This window comes from Sandaracinobacter neustonicus (assembly GCF_006385875.1).
GTDB lineage: Bacteria > Pseudomonadota > Alphaproteobacteria > Sphingomonadales > Sphingomonadaceae > Sandaracinobacteroides > Sandaracinobacteroides neustonicus.
In genome coordinates this window covers 1-22014 of sequence record NZ_VFSU01000026.1, presented here as the reverse complement: position 1 = coordinate 22014, position 22014 = coordinate 1, and the positions used below count along the sequence as shown (strand labels likewise).

Sequence of the window (22014 nt, the reverse complement as noted above, 5' to 3'; positions counted from 1 at the left end):
GCCGCGCGAGTGATCAGATTCCATTGCCTGCGGCGCACCGAAGCCCTCTCCCCCTGCAAGGGGGAGAGATGGAGAGGGGGTGTCACCGCCGGGCCTGATCCGCAACAGCGAAACATGCGCAACCAAAAGCGCCGCAGGCAATAACCCCAGCCGGCCACCCAATCTCTCAGATGACCCTAAAAATGTGGGTGCAGGGAGCACAGCTCCCTGCCGGGTTCCAAGGGCAGAGCCCTTGGTTTCTGTCACCTCACAACAACGAGCCCAGCCTAAAACTGCCGCCGCGCCGTCACCATCCAGCTGCGCGGGTTCACCGGATAGGTCCAGCCCAGCAGGCTCGCTTCGCCCGCATCCTCGTCCAGACAATTGCGGCAGCTCAGCGTCATCAGCCACGCCTTGTCGTCGGTTTCGATGGCGATGGCTGCGTCCATCAGCATGTGCGCGCCGGTGGAGGCGGACAGGTTGGCTGTGTCGGTTTCGAAACGACTGCGCCAGCTGAAATCCACGCTCGGCGAGAAGATGATCCCGGCCGTCGGGATCGGCAGATCATAGCGCGCACCGAAACCCGCCGTCAGGTCCGGCGCGAAGGCCGGGTCCGCCAGTTCGCCACTCGCTGTCACCGCGCCCACACCGCAGGCCGTGGAAGGGCCTGTGCCGCCCGCGCACTGCGCGATCTGCGCGTCCACAGCGGCATTGCGGCGATAGCGCGCGTTCTGCACCGTCAGATTGGCGTGCAGGTTCAGCGCGGCGATCGGCTGCGCACCCAGTTCCAGCTCCACCCCCTGATTGCGGTAATCCGCCAGCGTGCCCGCCCAGAATTGCGGCACGTCGCCAATCACCGCCGCGCCGGAGCCCTGCATATCCTGCACATCCAGCAGGAAGCCGGTGACCCGCGCAGACAGCCGCCCTTCGAACGCCGCAGCCGCAACGCCGCCCTCATAAGTCCAGGCCGTTTCGGGCGCATAAGCCGTGAACGCCGCCGGAGTCACCGCCCGCACATTCCAGCCGCCGGGGCGATAGCCGCGCGCGGCAGAGGCAAACAGGCTCAGCCCGTCCATCACTTCGAAACTGGCCGCCGCGCGCGGGGTCCACACCCCGCTCGTCAGCTTGCCCGGCACCGTGGCGAGGCTTAGGCACCCCGCCGGGCCACAGGCGGACTGCGAAAGCGAGGTCAGCCGCCGCTCCTCGTCGGTGTAGCGCACCCCCGCTTCCAGCCGCAGCGCGCCGCTGGTGAAGCTGGCGTCGGCAAAGCCCGCCAGCGCCTTGCTACTGCTGCGCACCACCCGGTCCGCCAGCAGGCGCGGCAGCCCGGCGGCGGTGCCATTTTCCAGCGTCTGCATGTCGGCGGTGTCCAGCCGGTCATCGCCGTCCAGCAATTGCCCGCCCACGGTCCAGCCCAGCGCACCGTCCAGCAGGCGGCCAGACACGCGCAATTCCTGGCTCATCTGCTGCGAACCGCTGTCCGTCAGCACCGCATATCCGCCGTTCGTGAAGCCGCGCACCGGCGGGTTCGGCACCGCCGCAGTCGGCAGCGCGCGCCCATCGGCGAAATCCAGCCCGCTGTTCTCCCGCGTGTCCACAAAGCCGGAGATCAGCGCCACCTCCAGCGCCTCGCCCGTCCACGCCAGCCGCGACGTGACCAGCGTCGTCGCCTCCACCCGGCCCAGCACCTGATCGGCCTTGTCGCCGGAAACCGGCAGCGAATATTGCGGCTGCCCGCCGCGAATCCGCGTCGTCACCATGCCCGTGGTTGAGCTCCAGCCCCGGCAGGCGCTCGGGTCTGCGGGGTTGCAGCCGAAGCTCAGGATATTCTCGCCCTTGTCCTGCGTATAGGCCACCGCGACAGCCCAATCGACCGTCTCCAGCGGCGTCAGCCGCGCGGCGAGCCGGATTCCGGCGCGGTCCTCGTCATTCAGCTTCTGGCCGGTCACCCGATTGCGCACCACGCCGTCGTCATCAGACACATAGGCGGAAACCTTCAGCCCCAGCGCGCCCAGCGGCACATCCACCGATCCGCGCACCATCTTGCGGTCCCACTGGCCCCACGCGCCGCCGACAAAACCGCCGAATTCCTTCGCCGGCGCGGCCAGCCGGATATCCAGCGCCCCCGCGCTCGTGCCACGCCCCAGCAAAGCGCCCTGCCCACCGCGCCGCACCGTCACCTGATCCAGATCGAACAGGGCGAACGCCTCGCCATCGATCCGGCCCAGCGGCACGCCATCCACGAACACCCCCAGCGCCGGATCGAGCGGCGCGATGCTGCGGGCGTTGGATAGCCCCCGCAACGCCCAGCCGCGCACGCCGGTGCCGGGAACAGCCAGCCCCAGCAAACCCGGCACCCGCGCGTCCGGTGCCAGCGTCCACGGGTCGCCGCGCAGAGACAAATCATCAGCCGACAGGATCGTCAGCGACTGCGGAGACGCAGGCCCCTCGCCTGCCCAAACCGGGGTCACCGCCAACAGGCTCAAGCCACTCAGCCAAACCGCGCGCATCTCGTCTCCAGCCTATCGCCCACCGGGGGGCAGACCGCGGGGACTGCCCCAGCCCTTCACAAATGTCGAGCGGCAAGTCAGTAAGCAGCACCCGCCTCATCCCGATCCCGCCCCGGAGCCGTGTTTGCCAGACTATTCCCTGCTTCCCGGCTGGCTACACCCCACGCTGGGCCTCGGCTGGCTGCTGCTCGCGGCCATGATGGCAACGCAACCCACCATCAATCGCGCCCCCGCCCATCTGCAGGCCGCGCTCGCTGCATTGCTATCAGCGCTGTTGCTGCCGTGGCTGAAAGCCAGCGGGCACTGGCCGGATGCAGCCGACAAGGCAGTAATCCTCATCGCCCTCCTCTCGCTGGCAATAGCCGCCATGCCGCGCCATATCCCCGGCCGCCTGTCCGCCTGCACGCTGGCGGGCTTCTGGATCGCACTGGGCGCAGCCGCCCTCCGCCACGGCGTGCCGCTGCCGCCCCATGTCGCGTTGAAGGCCATCCTGCTGGGCTTGGCAATCCTGCTGCTCCCGACCGAAGGCGGCCCACGCTGGCGGCAAGCCTGCGTCGCGGCGGCCTTGCTGATCGCTGCGATACTGGGGGTTTATCCCAATGGTCCGTTGAACTGAGGTAAATTGGAAGGGGTTCCACCCCTTCACCCCGGCAGGGGCGTGACGCCCCTGCACCCCCGACGTTTTAGCCCCTCCTGCTTTAGGGGAGGGGTTGGGGTGGGGGTGGAGGCCCTCCGCTTTGGCGGGAAGTTGGATGTTTAGTGCCTGCGGCGCTTTGGAGAGTGTCCTCCCAGCCTCTCCACCCGTCGCCCCGGACTTGATCCGGGGTTCCGCTGTTCTTCGGCAACGTGAGAGTAGAAAGCGGGGTCCCGAAGTCCGGGGTGACGGTTGTGGTTGGTGAGGAGGTTCGTGGATCAGGCCAACCGCTGACACCCCCTCTCCAACTCTCCGCCTTGCAGGGGAAGAGAGCGTTCGTAGCGCCGCAGGCAATGGAATCTGGTCGCGTCCACGACGTTGGAGTTCAGGCGCAACATGAATTTTGAGGGTGCAGGGAAATCATTTCCCTGCCGGGTGGAGGGCAGAGCCCTCCCCGCCGGAGGCGCGCAAAAACCACCCCCGCCCCGCCCAACGAAAAGGCCGGCCCGGGTTTTCCCGAACCGGCCTCTCCCTCCCACAGCTCTGTATCTCAGACTGGCTTCGGTGCCATGATCATCAGCATCTGCCGGCCTTCCATGCGCGGCAGCTGTTCGATCTTCGCATAATCCAGGCTGTCGTCGCGCACACGTTCCAGCAGCTTCAGGCCCAGCTGGCCGTGCGCCAGTTCCCGGCCGCGGAAGCGCAGCGTCAGCTTTACCTTGTCGCCTTCTTCGATGAACTTCTTCACCGCCTTCATCTTCGTCTCATAATCATGATCGTCGATGTTCGGGCGCATCTTGATCTCCTTGATCTCCTGCACCTTCTGGGTCTTGCGGGCGGCGGCAGCCTTTTTCTGGCTTTCGTATTTGAACTTGCCGACATCCAGGAATTTGCACACCGGCGGATCGGCGTTGGGGCTGACTTCCACCAGATCCAGTCCGATTTCCTGCGCCATCGCGAACGCCTCGCGGGTGTACATCACCCCGATGTTCTCGCCATTTTCGTCGATCACGCGCACCTTGGGCACGTTGATCCATTCATTGTAGCGCGGGCCGTTCAGCGGCTGCGGGGCTGGCCCGATCGGGCGCCTCATCATCGGCGGTCTTATGGTCGTCTCTCCTGGAAGTTGAGTCTTCGCGCGCGAAGATAGAGGTTTCGGCGCGCGAAGCAAAGGCCCCCTACTCGGGCAGGGGAATAAACTCATGCTCGCCGGGGATTTCGGGCCAGCGGCCGCCGAACGGCCCGGCCTTCCATTCGGCCTTTGCCTCGTCGATCAGCCGCTGCTCGCTGGCCACCAGATTCCACCAGATCAGCCGCGGCCCGTCCATCGGCGCACCGCCCAACAGCATCACGCGGCTGGGCTCGTCGGTCGTGAAATACGCCTCCCCGCCGCCATCGGGCAGCACGATCATCGTGCCGGCAGGCACCGCCTCGCCACTGTTCAGCGTCACATGCCCCGCCGCCACATAGATGGCCCGTTCGACATGTTCGGGCGGCAGATGCACTGTCGCGCCCGCCTTCGCGTCCACATCGATATAGAAGCTGGGATGGCTGAACTTCACCGGCGAAACCGCCCCGAACGCCGTGCCCGCGATCAGCGTGCGCCGCGCGCCATCAATCGTGATGCTGGGCAGCGTATCGGCGGGATGATGCACGAAATCCGGCGGACATTCCTCATCCGCCTTTGGCAGTGCCACCCAACTCTGAATGCCGTGCAGCCTGTGCCCGGACGCCCGCAGATCCGGCGGAGTCCGCTCCGAATGCGCAATCCCGCGCCCCGCCGTCATCCAGTTCACCGCCCCCGGCCCGATATCCAGATCAGACCCCAGCGAATCCTTGTGCCGAATCTTCCCCTCGAACAGGTAAGTCACTGTCGCCAAACCGATATGCGGGTGCGGCCGAACATCCATCCCCGAACCCGCCGGGAATTCCGATGGCCCGATATGATCAAAGAAAATAAACGGCCCCACCAGCCGACGGCTGTGAAACGGCAACAGCCGAGCCACCTCGAACCCACCAAGATCACGGGGACGGGCTTCGATCCTCAGCATGGTTGGTCTCCCTACACAATTCTGGTGCCGATGAAGGCCTTGGCTATTCCAAAATCCAGTGGCGCTTGAGATACTCGTCAAACATTGGAACTGTGAAAGCGATATCCCCATGTGCGGGACTGTAGATCATTCCCTTTGCAATGATCTGCGCGCGCCTCGGGCCAAGAGTCGTCAGCTTTTCGCCGAGCACGTCTGCGACGTCCGAAGATCGGTAGGGTCCGACGCCGAGGCGCGCCATCGCAATCACATATTCCTTCTCTTTAGGCGTAAGGCGGTCAATTCTGACCTTGAAAAACCCCTCGTCCAGTCTCCGTAGCGCCTCTGCCTGAGCAGCTTCAATACAATCGACGCTTATCGGAGATTGTTCCGACGCGTTCCAGACCTGATACCCCCACTCCTGCAGAAAATATGGATATCCTTTTGTAAACAGAACAATCCGATCCAGCGTATCTGTATCTATGGATTCCCCCTCTTCTTCGATCGGCTGCAGGATCGCGTTCGCGGCATCAGCTGCAGAGAGAGCGTCAATTTTCGGAAATATAAAAAGCCTTTCCGCATAGGATTTTGCGTCTCCGGATAAAGCCGCAATGGCCGGAAGGCCCGCACCAAACAGAAGCACGGGGAGCGCTTTCTGGTTAATCCGGTGGATCGCCACGATGAGAGCGCCCAGCTCTTCGGCCTCGAGATACTGAACCTCATCAATCAGAAGAGTCCAGCCGGTTCCGGCTGCCTTAGCTGCCTCTCCAACTTTCAGGAAAAGTTCCGTGATGTCATATTCCAGGTTGCCGCTGTCGGCCACACCTGGATCTGGATCTACGGAAACCTCGAAATCGCCCACACTGATCTTGAACGCCCCGGCAAAACTGCGAAGCGCCCGCAAGGCACCATGGGTGGCCGCCTTTGCAGCCTCAACAAGTGACAATTTTCGAAGGACTTGGTGGATTTTCGGGTAGAGCAGATCGACGAGCTTCCGATCTTCCGGCGCCTCAATGAAAGAGGTAAAATAGCCGTGTTCTTCAGCGATTTGCTCGATCTTGTTGAGAAGAACGGTCTTCCCAACACCTCGCAAGCCAAGAAGCATCTGTGACTGCGCGGGCTTGCCAATCAGGATGCGCTGCAGGGCTGTGTCTGCAGAACGAACAATGTCCTCCCTGCCTGCCAGTTCCGGTGGCTGGGAGCCCGCACCGGGCGCGAATGGATTTCGAACCGGATCCATATTTACCCTTTTAGATTATAGTATAGCCCGACATGCATATACTCTAATCTAATTCCCTACAAGTCAACCTTTCCGGGAACTATCGTGCTGCCCGTCACTCCGCCGCTTCCGCCTCCACGCCCGCCGGCGGCATATTATGCCCCAGCAGCCGCAGCACATCGGCTGCGCATTCCACCACGTTGGAGCCGGGGCCATAGATGCCCTGCACGCCGGCATCGCGCAGATAATCATAATCCTGCGGCGGGATCACGCCGCCTGCGATCACCTTGATGTCGGTGCGCCCGGCGGCTTTCAGGCCGCGGATCAGTTCGGGGATCAGCGTCTTGTGCCCCGCCGCGAGCGAGGATGCGCCCACCACGTCCACGCCGGAGTCCAGCGCCAGCACCACCGTTTCCTCCGGCGTCTGGAACAGCGGGCCGGAGACCACGTCGAAGCCCATGTCGCCGAAGGCAGAGGCGATCACGTTCGCGCCGCGATCATGCCCGTCCTGCCCCATCTTGGCCACGAGCAGCTTCGGCTTACGCCCCAGCCGCCGTTCCACCGCAGCCACGCCGGACACCACCTGTTCCCAACGGCTGTCACCTGCGTAAGGCGCGCCATATACGCCCCTCACCGGCGTCGGCACCGTGCCATAGCGCGCGAAGCTGTCCTCCATCGCGGACGAGATTTCGCCCAGCGTGGCGCGGGCGCGGGCGGCGTCCACCGCCAGCGCCAGCAGGTTGTTTTCAAGGCTGGCAGGCGCGGCTGCGCCTGCGCGCAAGGCTTCCAGCGCGGCTTCGCAAGCGGCCTGATCCCGGCTCGCCTTCACCCTTTTGATGCGGGCGATCTGCGCCTCGCGCACCTTCGTGTTGTCCACTTCCAGCGTTTCCAGCAGGTCTTCATTGGCCAGCCGATATTTGTTCACGCCCACGATCACATCGTCGCCGCGATCCACCCGCGCCTGCCGCGCGGCTGCCGCTTCCTCGATCATCGCCTTGGGCCAGCCCGCCGCCACGGCCTTCGCCATGCCGCCATCGGCTTCCACCCGCTCGATAATCTCCCACGCCTTGTCGACCAGTTCCTGCGTCAGCGCCTCGATATAGTAGCTGCCGCCCAGCGGATCGACGACCTTCGTCATCCCCGTCTCTTCCTGGATCACGATCTGCGTGTTGCGGGCGATCCGGGCGGAGAAATCGGTGGGCAGCGCAATGGCTTCGTCCAGCGCGTTGGTGTGCAGCGATTGCGTGCCGCCCAGCATCGCCGCCATCGCCTCAATCGTGGTGCGGATCACATTGTTGTACGGATCCTGCTCCGTCAAAGAGACGCCGGAGGTCTGGCAATGCGTGCGCAGCATCTTCGAACGCTCGTCTTGCGCCCCCAGCTTCGTCATCACCCGGTGCCACAGCACGCGCGCGGCGCGCAGCTTGGCCACTTCCATGAAGAAGTTCATGCCGATGGCGAAAAAGAAGGAAAGCCGCCCGGCGAACTTGTCGATATCAAGGCCGGATGCCACGCCGTAACGCACATATTCGGCGCCATCGGCGATGGTGAAGGCCAGCTCCTGCACCTGCGTCGCGCCGGCTTCCTGCATATGATAGCCAGAGATGGAGATGGAGTTGAACTTCGGCATCTCCCGGCTGGTATAGCCGAAAATGTCGGAAATGATGCGCATGCTGGGTTCGGGCGGATAGATATAGGTGTTCCGCACCATGAATTCTTTCAGGATGTCGTTCTGGATGGTGCCATCCAGCAGCTTCCTGTCGACGCCCTGCTCCTCACCGGCGACGATGAAGAAGGCGAGGATGGGGATGACCGCCCCGTTCATCGTCATCGAGACGGACATCTGATCCAGCGGAATCCCGTCGAACAGGATTTTCATATCCTCCACCGAATCGATGGCGACCCCGGCCTTGCCCACATCGCCCACCACGCGCGGATGGTCTGAATCATAGCCCCGGTGCGTCGCCAGATCGAAGGCGACGGACAGCCCCTTCTGCCCGGCGGCAAGGTTGCGGCGGTAAAAGGCGTTGGATTCCTCTGCCGTGGAGAAACCCGCATATTGGCGGATGGTCCACGGCCGTCCGGCATACATGCTGCCGCGCACGCCGCGCGTGAACGGCGCGAACCCCGGCAGGCCCGGATCGGCGGTTACATCGGCCGCCGTATACAGCGGCTTCACCACGATCCCCTCCGGCGTCTGCCAGTCGAGGGATTTGCCCTTCACTTCCTTTGCGGCCAGCTTTTCCCAATCGGCAAGGGACGGGCTGGAAGAGGTGGGTTCGTTCGCCATCGCAATATCTCCTGTCGCGCACAGGCCATGAAGCCCGGCACAAAGGGCTGTCAATCGCAGGATTGGGAGGGGCGGCCGTGTGGGCGCTAACATGTGGGAGCGGCGGGAGCGCGCTGCCCCTCAGTTCATGGTCGCCCCGGACTTGATCCGGGGTGACGGTTGTGGGTGAGGGGAGGTTTGGTGGGTCAGGCCCAACGTTGCTCCCCTCTCTCCACCTCTCTCCCCAACGGGGAGAGAGAGCCACGTTGCGCCGCAGGCAATCGAATCTGATCACACGCACGACGTTGCAGTTGTTCCGCAACGCAAAGTTAGAGGGTGCAGGGAAATCATTTCCCTGCTGGGTGCAGGGCAAAGCCCTGCCCGCCAGAGGCAAAAGACCGCAGGCTCACGGATCAGGCCGGGTCGCCCCGCCGGTCTCCCTTCACCCGGCGGATGGTGCCGCTGCTGGCGCGCATCACGATGCTTTCCGTGGTGATGCGGCCCGTCTTGTAGCGGCGGACGCCTTCCAGCAGGCTGCCGTCCGTCACGCCGGTGGCGGCGAAGATCACGTCGCCCTTGGCGAGGTCTTCCAGCTTGTAGATGCGGTCGAAATCCTTGATCCCCGTCTTGCGGGCGCGGGCCTTTTCATCCTCGTTGCGGAAGATCAGCTTGCCTTCCAGCTGCCCGCCCACGCAGCGCAGGGCAGCAGCGGCCAGCACCCCTTCGGGCGCGCCGCCGGAGCCGAGATAGATGTCCACCGTGGTGTCCGGGCTGCTCACGGAAATCACGCCCGCCACATCGCCATCCGGGATCAGGTGGATGCCGCAGCCGATCTCGCGCAGTTCCTTGATCAGCGCTTCGTGGCGCGGGCGATCCAGCACGCAGGCGATGATCTCGTTCGGGGCGACGCCCTTGGCGGCGGCCAAGGCATGGACATTTTCCGTGGGCGTTTTCGCAAGGCTCACAATGCCTTCGGGATAGCCCGGGCCGATGGCCAGCTTGTCCATGTAGACGTCCGGCGCATAGAGCAGGCCGCCTTCTTCGGCGATGGCCAGCACGGCGAGCGCGTTCGGACCGGCCTTGGCGGTGATGGTGGTGCCTTCCAGCGGGTCCAGCGCGATGTCGATCTTCGGGCCGGTGCCCTGTGCCGAACCGACCTTTTCGCCGATATACAGCATCGGCGCTTCGTCGCGCTCGCCCTCGCCGATCACCACGGTGCCATCGAAGGCGAGCTTGTTCAGCGCGTCGCGCATGGCGGCCACGGCTGCGGCGTCGGCGGCTTTTTCATCGCCCCGGCCAACCAGCTTGCTGGCGGCGATGGCGGCATATTCCGTCACCCGCACCATCTCCAGAACGAGGACGCGGTCGAGAACCTGGCTTGGCTTGAGCTGAGAGCGATCGGTCACTTGGCGGTCTTTCCCTGTTGATTGTTGAATTCAGGCGTCGGCATCCAGAATGGGCATGAACAGCGGCGCGCCAAGGCTGGCGGGCAGCGATTCCATGGTGGCAATGGCATGTTGCACGGCTTGCTCGCTCACATGATGCGTGAGCATCACCACCAGAGCGACGCTGTCTGCCGAAGCAGGCTGGATCAGGCTTTCGATGGACACGCCCGCATCGCGCAGCGCGGCGGTGATATCCGCCAGCACGCCGGGGCGATCCTCCACCGAGAGGCGGATGTAATAACGGCCCGCGCGCGCCATCGGCCCGGCCGCCTTCAGCCCCGCCAGCGCCATCGCCGGCATGGCGAATGCCGGGCCATTTTCCCCGCGCGCGATATCGATGAGGTCGGCCACCACGGCCGAAGCCGTCGGCCCTTCGCCCGCGCCCCGGCCCGAGAAGAACAGCCGGCCGACGAAATTTCCCTCCGCCATCACGGCGTTCAGCGGACCTTCCACTGCCGCCAGCAAATGCCCCACCGGCACCAGCGTGGGGTGGACGCGCTGCACAAGGCTGTCGCCGAGCACCTCGGCCAGCCCCGTCAGCCGAATCTTGAAGCCCAGCGCGGCGGCCTGCCGTATGTCCGCAAGCCGGATGTCGCGGATGCCCTGCACCTCCACCGCCGGGAAATCCGGGCGGGTGCCAAAGGCCAGACTGGCCAGAATCGAAAGCTTGTGCGCGGCATCGATGCCGTCGATGTCAAAGCTCGGGTCGGCCTCGGCATAGCCAAGCCGCTGCGCATCGGCGAGCACGTCGCCGAACTCCAGCCCCTCTTTCTCCATCCGGGTGAGGATATAGTTGCAGGTGCCGTTCAAAATCCCCGTCACGCGGGAGAGTTCGTTCGCCGCCGCGCCCTCGCGCAGGCCCTTGATCACGGGGATGCCTCCGGCCACCGCCGCCTCGAACTTCAGCGGCACCTGCGCGGCTTCGGCCAGTTCCGCCAGCAGTAGGCCGTGATGCGCCAGCATCGCCTTGTTGGCGGTCACGAACGGCTTGTGCGCCAGCAGCGATCCACGGGCCAACGTCAGCGCCGGGCCATCCGCGCCACCCACCAGCTCCACCACCACGTCCACATCGTCGCGCGTGGCCAGCTGAGTCGCATCATCCACCCACGCGAAACGGCCAAGATCCACCCCGCGCTCCCGACGGCGATCCCGCGCAGACACAGCGCTGACGACAATCGGCCGCCCCGCCCGGCGCGCAATCAGATCGGCATTGGCGTCCAGCAGCTTCACCACGCCCGCACCCACGGTGCCAAGGCCGGCAATGCCGACCTTCAGAGGTTTCACGCCGCTCATGCCCCGCCAATACCCCGATCCGATGTCCCAATCATGGGCAGGGCCTTGCCGGAGTTTCACGCGCGAGGGAACCCCCCGGGATGGTGAAGAGGGCTGGCGGGATTATTCAGAAGGCCGGGGGCCCTGCCCTTGAAGGGAGCAGGCTTTCGCCGCGCCGCCTTCCGCTTAAACCGCGTCCGCCTGCACCTCTGGCCGGGCCGCCTGAAACGCGGGAAGTTCCGCGCAGGCGCTTTCGGCGGCCAGCAACAGAGGAAAGGGGGCGAGGTCCACGCCGAAGCGGCGGGCGTTGAACAGTTGGGGGGTGATGACGATGTCGGCCAGTGTCGGCTGGGTGCCGAAGGCATAGGGCCCGGCGTGGGGGGCGATGAGGGCTTCCACGGCGGCGAGCCCGGTGGCGATGGTGTCCTGCGCCCACTGCCGGGCGGCGTCCGGCCCCGCCAAATCCTCCACACGCTTCAGCACGCGCAGATTCTGCACCGGATGCGTGTCTGCAGCGATTGCCAGCGCCACCGCGCGGATTCGGGCGCGCGCCAGCGGGTCGGCGGGCAGGAAGGGTGGGTTGGGGCGGGTTTCCTCCAGCCATTCGAGGATGGCGAGGGATTGGGTCAGGAGGGTTCCATCATCCAGTTCCAGCGCGGGCACCATGGCCTGCGGGTTGCGGGCGCGCCATTGCGCCGAGGTCTGTTCGCCGGTGCGCAGGTTCAGGGCGACATCCTGATAGGAGACGCCTTTCCAGTGGAGTCCGATGCGGACGCGCCACGCCGCGCCGGAGCGGAAATAGCCGTGAAGGATCATGGATGCATGCTTAGGGCGTGGGCGGGGAAATGGAAGCTGTCCGGTTGGTGGGGATGTTGTGAATCAGGCCAACTGTTGACACCCCCTCTCCATCTCTCCCCCTTGCAGGGGGAGAGAGCTGCGCAGCGCCGCAGGCAATCGAATCTGATCACGTCCGCGACGTGGAAGTTGAGCTGCAACGCAAATGTTGAGGGTGCAGGGACATCATGTCCCTGCCGGGTTCCAAGGGCAGAGCCCTTGGCCGCCGGAGGCCAACTCCTGCAATCCCGACACTTGTCACCTTTCTGCCACATGAACGGAAATCTTCGGCGTCAAATGTTAAAGCTTTATTGCACGAGGGAGTGGTTCGTTCATTCTTGCTGCGTTGCAGCAGAAAAGGATTGGTCATGCGTCTTCGTGCTCTCCTCCTCGGGTCTCTCATGCTTCCGGCCACGCCGGCTCTGGCGCAGGAAACGGCTTCGGCTGTGGATGCCGATACGATCATCGTAACGGGCACGCGGCGGCTGGACCGCACGGTCGCGGATTCGCCGGTGCCGGTGGACGTGGTTGGACTGACGGCGATGCAGAACAGCGGCCAGACGGAGACGGCGCGGGCCCTGCGCGATCTGGTGCCCAGCTTCAACTTCCCGCAGCCGACGGTGGCGGACGGCACGGACGTGATCCGCCCGGCATCCTTGCGCGGGCTGGGGCCGGATCAGACGCTGGTGCTGGTGAACGGCAAGCGGCGGCATTTGTCTGCGCTGCTGAACATCAACGGCTCTGTGGGCCGGGGCAGCCAGGCGGTGGATGTGAACTTCATTCCCTCGGCCGCGCTCAGCCGGGTGGAGGTGCTGCGCGATGGCGCGGCGGCGCAATATGGCTCTGACGCGATTGCAGGCGTCATCAACTTCCAGCTGAACGATGCGCGCGAGGGCGGGCGCTTTTCGGTGACCTATGGCCAGAACGTAACGGATATCGCCGGGGTGAACCGCATGGGCGGCGTGGTGTTGGGCAGCAACGGCCTGCCGCAGCTGACGCCGGATGGCGTGCTGACTCTGGAAGACAGCGGCCGCAAGCTGCACGCCACAGATGGCAAGACGGTGACGGTGACGGGCAACATGGGCTTTCCGCTGGGCGCGGAGGGCTTCCTGAACATCAGCGGCGAGTATCGCAACCGGGAGAAGACCAACCGCACCGGCTATGACCGGCGGCAGCAGTATAATGTGGTGGCGAACAACTGGGATGTCGCGGCCGAGCAGGCGTTCGACAGGCGCAGCCACCGCATCGGCGATCCGAAAACGGAAGACGGGCTGATTTCGGTGAACATGGGGATGCCGCTGGATGACCGGGTCGATCTCTATGCCTTCGGCACATGGGGCAAGCGGCACGGGGAATCGGCGGGCTTCTATCGCACCAGCCGCGACAACCGGAACGTCTACGCGCTGTATCCGGATGGATTTCTGCCGCTGATCACCTCCGATTCCTATGATTTCGCGGCAACGGGCGGGCTGAAGGGCGATTTCGGCGGCTGGAGCTGGGATCTTTCGATGCAGTTCGGCCAGAACAAGCTGAACTACACCATCGTCAACACGCTGAACGCTTCGTTGGGGGCGGCCAGCAAGGATGAATTCGATGCGGGCGGGCTGACTTACACGCAGTGGGTGAACAATCTGGACATCAGCCGGGACTTCGACTTCTTCGAACGCAGCACCCTGTCGTTCGGGCTGGAATATCGGCGAGAGACGTTCCGCGTCCGCGCGGGCGAGCCTGATTCCTACCGCTCAGGCGGGGTGACATTGTGCCAGAACAACCCGCAATGGTGCACCACATCGTCTGCCACCGCCGGGGCTGCGCCGGGCAGCCAGGTGTTTCCGGGCTTCCAGCCGGTCATCGGTGGCGTTTCTGTCACGGGCACCAACGCGCGCGAGAATATCTCCGCCTATGCGGAACTGGATCTGGACCTGCTGCCGATCTGGAACCTGCAACTGGCCGGGCGCTATGAGGATTATTCGGATTTCGGCAATGACTGGAACTGGAAAGCGGCCACCCGCTTCGAGGTGCTGGACTGGCTGGCGGTGCGCGGCTCCGTCTCCACCGGCTTCCGCGCGCCGGGCGTGGCACAGCAATATTTCGCGGCGGCGGCCACCAACAATGTGAACGGCGTGTTGCTGGATACGGTGACGCTGCCGGTGAACAATCCGGTGGCGCAAGCGCTGGGGGCCTCTCCGCTGAAGCCGGAAACGGCGGTAAACTGGTCAGCGGGGCTGACGGCTTCGCCGTTCAGCGGCCTGAATTTCACCTTCGATTATTATGAGATCAAGATCGACGACCGCATCGTGCTGACGGAAAATATGGTCGCCAGCCGCAACGCCGCGGGCCAGCCCAGCGGTTCCAACCCCGGTTATGGCATTGCGCAGATCCTGAACGCAGCCGGGTTCAACACCATTTCCGCCGCGCGCTTCTTCATCAACGGCATCGACACCAAGACGCGCGGGTTCGACGCCATCGCCACCTACAAGCATGATTTCAACGAGCTTGGCTCGATGCAGTTCACGCTGGGCTATAACTGGAACAAGACGGAGATCACCGACACCAAGGCGACCCCGGGCGCGCTGAATCAGGTGCCGGGCATCGTGCTGTTCGGGCGGCAGGAATCGCTGCGGATCACCGAAGGCACGCCGAAAGACAAGATCATCGTCGGGCTGGATTATGACTGGAAGTGGCTGGGCGTGACGATGCGCGGCAACCGCTATGGCAAGGTGCTGGCGGCCGGTGCGGATGCCTTTACGGATCATGTGATCCGCGCCGCCTTCGTGGCCGATGCAGAAATCCGGGTGCGGCCTGAAAACAGGTTCAACGGGCTGGAACTGGCGTTCGGGGCGAACAATCTGTTCGATAAATACCCCAACGCCTTCCCCACCGGGCGCGGCACCGATCCGGCGACGGGCGCGGCGCGCAACTATTCCGCCAACAACTATTATTTCCCCTTCAGCAGCTATTCGCCCTACGGCTTTAACGGCCGTTATCTGTATGGGCGGATTTCCTACCGCTTCTGATCGGGCTGCTGAAACAGGGGCGAAGGTTCGTCACGGAAGGGCCGCGCCGGGCAACCGGCGCGGCCCTGACGTTTGGGCCGGTCTGATCAGGCCTGACGGCTCAGTTGCGGATGCCGGGCTGTAGAATGTAGCGGCCGTCGCGGAAGCCGGTGAAAATCTGCGCCACCGCCGGGTGCCGCACTTCGCCCTCATCGTCCGGCAGCAGATTCTGCTGGCTGACATAGGCGACGTAGGACGATTCCTCATTCTCGGCGAGCAGGTGGTAGAAGGGCTGGTCTTTCGCCGGGCGCACCTCTTCGGGGATCGCTAGCCACCATTCCTCGGTGTTGGCGAATTCCGGGTCCACATCGAAGATCACGCCCCGGAAGGGAAAGATGCGGTGCTTCACCACATCGCCGATGCCAAAGCGCGCCACGCGCACCTCATCCACGCGCAACCCGTCCGACGAGGGGACAATATGCGAGCCGCCCCCGCCCAAGGGGGACTGCCCGTCCTGATTGAGATTCCGGCCTTCCATGGATTTGAATATAGGAAGGCCCGGCCCGCAGGAAAGGGGCTTGCGCGTTGCCGGAAGGCTTGTGTTCAACACAAGCGGCCGCTATGGCCCGCCCCTTGCCGTTCGCATGCCGGGACCATGGGCATGCTGCAACAGAAGCGGCAATGCTGCGGAGAGGTGGCAGAGTGGTCGAATGCGGCGGTCTCGAAAACCGTTATGGGTGTAAGCTCATCGAGGGTTCGAATCCCTCCCTCTCCGCCAGCCCCTCAACTTCCTGAATGGCCCCAACAAGTTGCTGATATGAATTGAATATCCCGGCCGACCCAAGTACAAAAGGGCGGTACACATGGGGTTGCGAATGGCGACGTTGAAGCGGACTAAATCGGGGCTCTGGACGGCCCGCAAGGTCATCCCGCAGGACGTCCGCGCAGTCATCGGGAAGCGTGAGGATATCCGCTGAGACGCAGTCTGAAGGGCCGTCGTAAACGTCGCCATTCTCGGCAAACAGCACCACCGCGTCGCGGCCGTTTTTGCTGCTCGAGTAGCGCACGCCTAAGATCGGCTCCCTGTCTTTGCTGAAGACCGACGTCCGGAAGAACTCGGTGACGATCTGTGTCGGCAAGTAGTCGACGTGCGGGCGAAGCTTCCGGTCGATAGGAGCCCGAAATCGGTGATGAACATCTGCATGAACTGTGCGACGGCCCGATCCTTTGCGTGCACACTATCAAACAGGCTCGGAACCGCAGGAGCATGTCGGACGTCGAGGACCATGACATGTTTCAGCGTTTCGAAGGTGCCGGCAGCAAACCGACCTCCCGCTTCCGCGACTTCCACAAGCGCCGTCTCGAGATCGGCCGCACCGTAGAACATCGGAATGCCCGCAGGGCTCATACGGTTGGGCAGTTGGCGAGCTCGAATGGTGGCGGCCCCATGCGCCTTGGCCCGAAATTATGTTCGTCTTCGCCCATCTCTTGGACCCGCAACCAGCGTGATCCAGCATTGAGGCGGGAGATCAGACCATGATCTGACGCGAACCGCCCGATCCTTTCGAGGAGATCCGGGATGTTGTAGGCGGCCTCGCCCCGGCTCACGCCATACTCCAGGTTGCTGTCCCTATGTTGCAGGAAGAAGAAACGGCGGCGGTGCTTCACAATGCTCTTGAACTCGTCCCAGCTGTTGCCGATCGCCTCGTCGTCACCTGTCGAGAGGGGATAAACTAGGCACCAGTCCTGCTCGGGCATCGCGCCAACTATATCCGCCACCAGCATGCCCTTGCTATCGTTGGGAAGCTCAAGCTCTAAGTACGTCTCCACCAAGTCAGATGTGTCGAACTCATCCTCCGGAAACATGCGCTCTCCGGTTTCAGGATCGTTCGGAAGCGACTGGTCGGCGCTGGCATATTCGAGTTCAATTTGCGGAAGCATATACCGAGAACAGCCGTGAGCGGGGCCGCAGCAACTCTACCCTTTGGCAGTAGTCGCATGCGGCGGCAACAGCATTGTCCTTGACTACCTGCACAAGGTGCGGATCACCGAAGCAGCCGCTGCACACCATCTTGCCTTTGATGCCTTTGATCCTGAGCTTTTGTTCGCCTTGCTTGATCGCGAGGTCGCTGAAATGGCCCATGGCGTGTCCGCTCCCAAAAATTCTAAGCCGCATCTGGCGCTTGGCTGCGGCGAGCACAATCATCGGGAGTGACATTGTTACCTACCGACTGCATCAGGCCTCATTGCGCATTGAAAGCGAACTATTGCTTCGTGCTCGAATGCTGGCTCAACTGCAACGGCATCGCCACGCGGAAGGCCACCGGCAATTCCCCCTGTTGGAACACACTGAGGGTCAATGCCAATAATGTGTCGGACGGGGCGGCTTCAACTGCAAGCAGTTCGGCATGGCTCGAGCGGCTCGAATTCATTGACCGGTTAGTTGGTAATATTTCGCTTCTCAAACTAGGCCCGTCAAAGGGCTTACGTTCCCAACCTTACATTCTGGTCACGACGGCAAAACTGCCCCTCAAGGCGCTCCTGAACCAATGACGGCTATCGGGTAAGCCATATTAACTTAAGGAGGTCCGCAATGTTGGCGATTGCAGCGCTACCGCAGCATCCGATGCTGGCGCGCAGCGAATGCCATCGCGCCATACATGCCGAGCGTCGAAACCAGGTGCGCGGCGGCCGCGCCTGTTGCACCCCGGTGCGGCACCAACGCGATGAGCAGCAGCAACTGTAGTGCGGCTCCGCCCGCCACCGCCCGGTACAACGTGCGGCTCTCCCCCAGATATTTCAGTTTCGTGGGGGCGAGCGCGAACAGCATCGCAAACGCGGTGGAGATCGACAGCAGCCTGAGCGGGGTGACGCCCGCGTCTGTGAATTCCGGCCGGAACAGGCTGAGCCACTCGCGGGAGAAGGCGAAGATCAGCAGCAGGAACAGCGCGACCGCCGGCAGCAACCAGCGCAGGCGCGACCGGCCCATCTCTGCCACACCGGCATGGTCCCCGGCCTCCAGCAGCAGGCCCATCTGTCTGCCGTAGATGCGGTTGGTCGATGTCACCAGAACCACCGCCAGCCCAGCCGTTCCCATCGCCGCCGCGTAGGCGCCGACCTCCGCGCCTTCCGCACCCAGAAGTTCAAGCGCCAGCACGCCCGCCTGCGCCAGCAGCGCCATGGCCAGCCGGTGCACCAGAAAGGGCCGCGTCGCTTGCCGCCAGCCTGTCACGTCGGCCTGCGGCGTTGCGGCGGTCCATCCCGCAGGGGCCGCGCGCGCAAGGCTGAACCCCATGCACGCCATCGCCACCAGCCAGCCGAGACCCCAGCTACCCACCGCCATGGCCGCGCTGAGCCCGAACGGGCGGGTCAGCAGGATCAGCGCGGCGGCGATCAGGGGAACCAGCAGCCGGAACAGCAGCAGCGCCCGGGCCGGTTTTCCCGCCGCAGTCAGAAGCTCGACACCCAGATGCGCCAGCGCCCCGGCCGGCAAGGACAGGCAGGTCATCAGCACGGCCCCCCGCATCGGCTCGTCCGCGCTTGCCACCACGGCCCCGGCCGCGAATGCACAGAGGAAGGCGGTTATCAACGTCCGCCGCACCCCGAACCGCACATAGCCGCGTGCCGCGCCCAGTTCGCCGCGAACCAGCAGCCCCGGCAACAACCGCAGCGCATATTTCTCGCTGCCCAGCGGCGCGATGCTCGCCATCAGGATGAACAACGCCGAGGCGACAGCATAGGCTTCGAAACCCGCAACCCCCAATGCCCGCGCCAGCAGCACGGACAGCAGCCAGACCAGCAACTGGCCGGCAACGGCAATTCCGATTTGGGGGGCCGGCCGCACGCTCAACAATTATCTCCGCTTTGTATGATCCATCGCATTGCACTGGAATTAGCCGGATTCTAAGGGGCACCAACTCGGTTCGTGTATCAAGGAAGCAGGCAATGGATTTTTCGCGGCGCGACTTCATCGAAACCGCCGGTCTGGCCGCTGCGGGGGCCGCCGTTTCCAGCGCCATCCCTGCCGCCGCGCAGTCCAACAGCTTCAACATCATGCAGACCTTCGCCGGGTTCATGAGGGATATCGGCGGTGCCATCGGCGATGCCGGTGGCAAGGTGAGCTTCACCGGTGCGGATCCGATCATCCGCAGCCACTTCCGCGTCGGCTCTGCGATGGCGATCCCGGCGATGGGCGCGGGTCTGGGTGCGGCCGCCATCTGGCGCGAGCGCACCGGCCAGTCGCAGGACCTGACCGTCGACCTGCGCGAGAGCATCTACAATGTGAACCCGCTGATCGGGGCCATCAAGCTGATGGCGCAACGCGACGGGCTGATCCCGGCGGCAGACGAAATCCCGCGCGATTTCATCGTCCCCACCGTGAACGGGCTAATGTTGCAAGCCCCGCTGGGGCTCGGCAATCCCGTGTCGTTCGTGCCGTTCGAAACGAAGGACGGCCGCTATTTCAACCTGACGGGCATCTATCCGCACCTTATGGACCGCGCGCTCAACACGTTGAAATCACAGCCGGGGCAGGAGAATATCCGCAAGGCCTTCAAACAGGTGAACGCCTTCGAGTTCGAGGAGGAACTGGCGGCGAACGGCGGCGTCGGCGTGGTGCACCGCACCCGCGCCGAATGGCTGGCTCACCCGGAAGGCAAGGTGCTAGCGGCCACGCCGCTGATCGAGATCGTGAAGATCGCCGACGGCGCGCCGGTGCCGTGGAGCGCCGACCCGACGCAGCCGCTGTCCGGGCTGAAAGTGTTGTCGAACACCCATGTCATCGCGGGCACCTGTTCCTCGCGCACGCTGGCCGAATATGGCGCGGAGGTGCTGCACATCGCCCGCGATCAGGCGTTCGAGCATGAAGCGCTGGTGATCGACGTGAATGTCGGCATGCGTTCAGCGTTCGTGGACCTGCGCAACCCGGATCAGAACAAGCGGATGAAAAGCCTTGTGCCGCAGGCGGATGTGTTCGTGGAAAACTACCGCCTCGGCACGCTGGATCGCCTCGGCTTCGGCGCGGAGGAACTGGCGAACGGACATAAGGGGATCATCTACCTCTCCTGCAACGCCAACAGCATGACCGGCCCATGGGCCAGCCGTGGCGGCTTCGACATGGAGGGGCTTTCCACCTCCGGCTTCACCATCGAGGAGGGAGCAGGCGGCCCGCCGCGCTTCCCGCCGACGCTGGTGATGAACGATTATATCGCCGGTTATCTGGGCGCGGCTGGCGTGATCGCCGCGCTGCGTCGTCGGGCGCGGGAGGGCGGCAGCTACCATGTCCGCGTTAGCCTGACGCGCGCGGCCATGTGGTATGCCAGCCTCGGCAAGTTCCCGGATACGAAGTTCGATCTCTCGGGGCCGAACAACCGGATGATTTCGCCGGAAATCCTTGTGGCGCAAACGCCTTATGGCGAAGTCCGCCGTGTTGGCCCGCAGGTGAAGCTCAGCCGCACGCCGGGCCGCTGGCGCACCCCGCTGGTTGCCGTGCGCGGCGGTGACACCGTTAGCTGGGCGTCCTGATGCGCGCGCTTCTGCTCGCCGCGTTGATCGCGTCCCCCGCGCTGGCGCAGGAAGCCCCTCCGTCGCCCACGGTGGAAGAGGCCTATCCGAACCTGCTCGACGGCACGCTGTCGGTAGAGGGCGACCTCGCTGACGATGCCACCCCGCAAACGACGATCACCAACGCCCAGCCGACGCTGCCGCCATGGTTCGCCTTCAAGCGCCGCTTTGAGGAGCGCACCGGCATCAGCTTCGGCGGCTCCTATGGCGTGCTGGTGCAGAATTATTCCAACACGCTGACGGGCGAAGACACCGCCTTCGGCCACAAGTTCACCTTCAACGCCTCGGCCGCGCTGCTCAATCGCGGCAAGCCCAACGCGCTGCACTTTGATATCGCCATCGAGGATCGCCGCCCGCTCGCCACCGATTTCGCGCCGTTGCAGGGCGGCATTCTCGCCGGTTCCGGCCTGCCGACCGCTGCCACATGGGGCGATTTCTCGCTGGGGATCACGCAGGCCTATATCCGGCAAACGGTCGCGGGCGGGAAATTCCAATACACCGTCGGCAAGATCTTCGCGCCGAACTTTGTGAACCCCTACCCCTTCTTTGACGATAACCGCCAGTTCCTCAGCCTGGCCTTTTCCACCAGCCCCACCATCGCTTCGCCGTTGCGCGGCGCGGGCTTCGTGGTGGCGGCTGTCAGTCGTCAGAACATTTGGCGCAACTCGCGGCGTAAATTAGCGGAGTGCGGGCCTCGTCTGGGGGTTGATGTTACGCGGCGAGCTTGCGGTGCTGCAAGCGCCGATGTTCGATGGTCTGTCGCTTGATCCTTTCACGCTGTTGGATGATCGCCGGAGCCCTGCCGAAGTAGGCGTCGGCGGGCGTCACATTGTTCAGGCTCTCGTGGTAACGCTGGTGGTTGTAGTGCTCGACGAAGGCTTGGATCTGGGACTCAAGGTCGCCGGGCAGGAAGTAATTTTCCAGCAGGATGCGGTTCTTCAGGGTTTGGTGCCAGCGTTCGATTTTGCCCTGGGTCTGGGGATGCATCGGAGCGCCGCGTACATGGCTCATCTTCTGCGCATCGATGTATTCCGCCAGTTCGCCGGCGATGTAGCTGGGGCCGTTATCGCTGAGCAGCCTGGGCTTGTGCAGCACCGTGGCGCTGTCGCAGCCCGAGGCCTTGAGCGCGAGGTCCAGCGTGTCGGTGACATCCTCGGCCCGCATGTTGGTGCACAGCTTCCATGCAATGATGTAGCGAGAGAAGTCGTCGAGCACGGTCGACAGGTACATCCAACCCCAGCCGATGATCTTGAAGTAGGTAAAATCG

At 64.0% G+C, this 22014-nt stretch carries 19 protein-coding genes and 1 tRNA gene; 6 read left to right on the top strand and 14 right to left on the bottom strand.

The genetic code is table 11. The features are described from left to right. Positions 1–266: 266 nt before the first annotated feature. Positions 267–2489, bottom strand: coding sequence for a TonB-dependent receptor (locus FJQ54_RS10505; RefSeq protein WP_140928377.1), 2223 nt, complete (start codon positions 2487–2489; stop codon positions 267–269). Positions 2490–2613: 124 nt separating this feature from the next. Here FJQ54_RS10505 and FJQ54_RS10500 point away from each other — a divergent pair, with 124 nt between their 5' ends. After that, positions 2614–3105, top strand: coding sequence for a hypothetical protein (locus tag FJQ54_RS10500; protein ID WP_140928376.1), 492 nt, complete (start codon positions 2614–2616; stop codon positions 3103–3105). Between the two features lie 568 nt (positions 3106–3673). Here the strand turns inward: FJQ54_RS10500 and infC are convergent. The 7 genes from infC to maiA form a co-directional block, all read right to left on the bottom strand. Then, on the bottom strand, positions 3674–4219 hold the full coding sequence (gene infC, locus FJQ54_RS10495) for a translation initiation factor IF-3 (RefSeq protein WP_140928375.1): 546 nt from the start codon (positions 4217–4219) through the stop codon (positions 3674–3676). Between the two features lie 82 nt (positions 4220–4301). Then, positions 4302–5174 carry a pirin family protein gene (locus tag FJQ54_RS10490; RefSeq protein WP_140928374.1) on the bottom strand — a complete coding sequence of 291 codons (873 nt, stop codon included), beginning with the start codon at positions 5172–5174 and terminating at the stop codon, positions 4302–4304. Between the two features lie 43 nt (positions 5175–5217). Continuing rightward, positions 5218–6390: an ATP-binding protein gene (locus tag FJQ54_RS10485; RefSeq protein WP_140928373.1), complete on the bottom strand. Its 1173-nt coding sequence runs from the start codon at positions 6388–6390 to the stop codon at positions 5218–5220. Between the two features lie 94 nt (positions 6391–6484). Then, entirely contained in the window at positions 6485–8659 is a 2175-nt protein-coding gene (gene scpA, locus FJQ54_RS10480) for a methylmalonyl-CoA mutase (protein ID WP_140928372.1), read from the bottom strand. A 392-nt stretch (positions 8660–9051) separates the two neighbouring features. Further along, entirely contained in the window at positions 9052–10044 is a 993-nt protein-coding gene (gene glpX / locus FJQ54_RS10475) for a class II fructose-bisphosphatase (RefSeq protein ID WP_140928371.1), read from the bottom strand. Between the two features lie 30 nt (positions 10045–10074). Next, positions 10075–11376, bottom strand: coding sequence for a homoserine dehydrogenase (locus FJQ54_RS10470; RefSeq protein WP_140928370.1), 1302 nt, complete (start codon positions 11374–11376; stop codon positions 10075–10077). 165 nt (positions 11377–11541) lie between these two features. Beyond that, positions 11542–12171, bottom strand: coding sequence for a maleylacetoacetate isomerase (gene maiA / locus FJQ54_RS10465; RefSeq protein WP_140928369.1), 630 nt, complete (start codon positions 12169–12171; stop codon positions 11542–11544). 386 nt (positions 12172–12557) lie between these two features. On the opposite strand from maiA, the gene FJQ54_RS10460 reads away from it, so the two are divergent. Next, on the top strand, positions 12558–15206 hold the full coding sequence (locus FJQ54_RS10460; RefSeq protein WP_140928368.1) for a TonB-dependent receptor plug domain-containing protein: 2649 nt from the start codon (positions 12558–12560) through the stop codon (positions 15204–15206). 100 nt (positions 15207–15306) lie between these two features. Here the strand turns inward: FJQ54_RS10460 and hspQ are convergent, their stop codons facing one another. Further along, complete coding sequence (hspQ, locus tag FJQ54_RS10455) at positions 15307–15723, bottom strand: heat shock protein HspQ (RefSeq protein WP_140928367.1); 417 nt, start codon at positions 15721–15723, stop codon at positions 15307–15309. 150 nt (positions 15724–15873) lie between these two features. On the opposite strand from hspQ, the gene FJQ54_RS10450 reads away from it, so the two are divergent. Then, positions 15874–15963: transfer RNA gene (locus FJQ54_RS10450), tRNA-Ser, on the top strand. A 291-nt stretch (positions 15964–16254) separates the two neighbouring features. On the opposite strand, the gene FJQ54_RS18125 is transcribed toward FJQ54_RS10450, so the two are convergent. Genes FJQ54_RS18125 through FJQ54_RS10430 form a run of 3 tightly spaced genes read right to left on the bottom strand, consistent with a single transcriptional unit; the run spans position 16255 to position 17391 of the window. Further along, complete coding sequence (locus FJQ54_RS18125) at positions 16255–16572, bottom strand: hypothetical protein (RefSeq protein WP_181160098.1); 318 nt, start codon at positions 16570–16572, stop codon at positions 16255–16257. A 17-nt stretch (positions 16573–16589) separates the two neighbouring features. Next, positions 16590–17126: a HEPN-associated N-terminal domain-containing protein gene (locus tag FJQ54_RS10435; RefSeq protein ID WP_140928365.1), complete on the bottom strand. Its 537-nt coding sequence runs from the start codon at positions 17124–17126 to the stop codon at positions 16590–16592. After that, positions 17110–17391: a hypothetical protein gene (locus tag FJQ54_RS10430; RefSeq protein WP_140928364.1), complete on the bottom strand. Its 282-nt coding sequence runs from the start codon at positions 17389–17391 to the stop codon at positions 17110–17112. The genes FJQ54_RS10435 and FJQ54_RS10430 overlap by 17 nt, the downstream gene beginning before the upstream one ends. Before the next feature lie 47 nt (positions 17392–17438). Between FJQ54_RS10430 and FJQ54_RS10425 the strand changes: the two genes are divergently transcribed. Beyond that, positions 17439–17738 (top strand): hypothetical protein, encoded by a 300-nt coding sequence (locus FJQ54_RS10425; RefSeq protein ID WP_140928363.1) that lies wholly within the window; start codon positions 17439–17441, stop codon positions 17736–17738. A 58-nt stretch (positions 17739–17796) separates the two neighbouring features. Here FJQ54_RS10425 and FJQ54_RS10420 read toward each other — a convergent pair whose 3' ends face one another. Continuing rightward, positions 17797–19035, bottom strand: a complete 1239-nt coding sequence (locus tag FJQ54_RS10420; RefSeq protein ID WP_181160097.1) for a polysaccharide biosynthesis protein — start codon at positions 19033–19035, stop codon at positions 17797–17799. A 95-nt stretch (positions 19036–19130) separates the two neighbouring features. Between FJQ54_RS10420 and FJQ54_RS10415 the strand changes: the two genes are divergently transcribed. Beyond that, positions 19131–20708 (top strand): CoA transferase, encoded by a 1578-nt coding sequence (locus FJQ54_RS10415; protein WP_181160096.1) that lies wholly within the window; start codon positions 19131–19133, stop codon positions 20706–20708. Further along, the gene (locus FJQ54_RS10410; protein WP_140928360.1) at positions 20708–21514 is read left to right on the top strand and encodes a hypothetical protein; all 807 of its coding nucleotides are present in this window, start codon (positions 20708–20710) and stop codon (positions 21512–21514) included. Before FJQ54_RS10415 ends, FJQ54_RS10410 begins: the two co-directional genes overlap by 1 nt. On the opposite strand, the gene FJQ54_RS10405 is transcribed toward FJQ54_RS10410, so the two are convergent. Then, on the bottom strand, positions 21459–22014 hold a 556-nt coding region (locus FJQ54_RS10405), incomplete at its 5' end, for a DDE-type integrase/transposase/recombinase (protein WP_140928359.1). The two genes, FJQ54_RS10410 and FJQ54_RS10405, sit on opposite strands and share 56 nt — an antisense overlap.

Bases quoted from the DNA above. Each gene is read 5' to 3' on its own strand.
- FJQ54_RS10505 (WP_140928377.1), bottom strand. From the start codon at position 2,489: ATGCGCGCGGTTTGGCTGAGTGGCTTGAGCCTGTTGGCGGTGACCCCG.
- infC (WP_140928375.1), bottom strand. From the start codon at position 4,219: ATGATGAGGCGCCCGATCGGGCCAGCCCCGCAGCCGCTGAACGGCCCG.
- FJQ54_RS10490 (WP_140928374.1), bottom strand. From the start codon at position 5,174: ATGCTGAGGATCGAAGCCCGTCCCCGTGATCTTGGTGGGTTCGAGGTG.
- FJQ54_RS10485 (WP_140928373.1), bottom strand. From the start codon at position 6,390: ATGGATCCGGTTCGAAATCCATTCGCGCCCGGTGCGGGCTCCCAGCCA.
- scpA (WP_140928372.1), bottom strand. From the start codon at position 8,659: ATGGCGAACGAACCCACCTCTTCCAGCCCGTCCCTTGCCGATTGGGAA.
- FJQ54_RS10470 (WP_140928370.1), bottom strand. From the start codon at position 11,376: ATGAGCGGCGTGAAACCTCTGAAGGTCGGCATTGCCGGCCTTGGCACC.
- maiA (WP_140928369.1), bottom strand. From the start codon at position 12,171: ATGATCCTTCACGGCTATTTCCGCTCCGGCGCGGCGTGGCGCGTCCGC.
- FJQ54_RS10460 (WP_140928368.1), top strand. From the start codon at position 12,558: ATGCGTCTTCGTGCTCTCCTCCTCGGGTCTCTCATGCTTCCGGCCACG.
- hspQ (WP_140928367.1), bottom strand. From the start codon at position 15,723: ATGGAAGGCCGGAATCTCAATCAGGACGGGCAGTCCCCCTTGGGCGGG.
- FJQ54_RS18125 (WP_181160098.1), bottom strand. From the start codon at position 16,572: ATGTTCTACGGTGCGGCCGATCTCGAGACGGCGCTTGTGGAAGTCGCG.
- FJQ54_RS10435 (WP_140928365.1), bottom strand. From the start codon at position 17,126: ATGCTTCCGCAAATTGAACTCGAATATGCCAGCGCCGACCAGTCGCTT.
- FJQ54_RS10430 (WP_140928364.1), bottom strand. From the start codon at position 17,391: ATGATTGTGCTCGCCGCAGCCAAGCGCCAGATGCGGCTTAGAATTTTT.
- FJQ54_RS10415 (WP_181160096.1), top strand. From the start codon at position 19,131: ATGGATTTTTCGCGGCGCGACTTCATCGAAACCGCCGGTCTGGCCGCT.
- FJQ54_RS10410 (WP_140928360.1), top strand. From the start codon at position 20,708: ATGCGCGCGCTTCTGCTCGCCGCGTTGATCGCGTCCCCCGCGCTGGCG.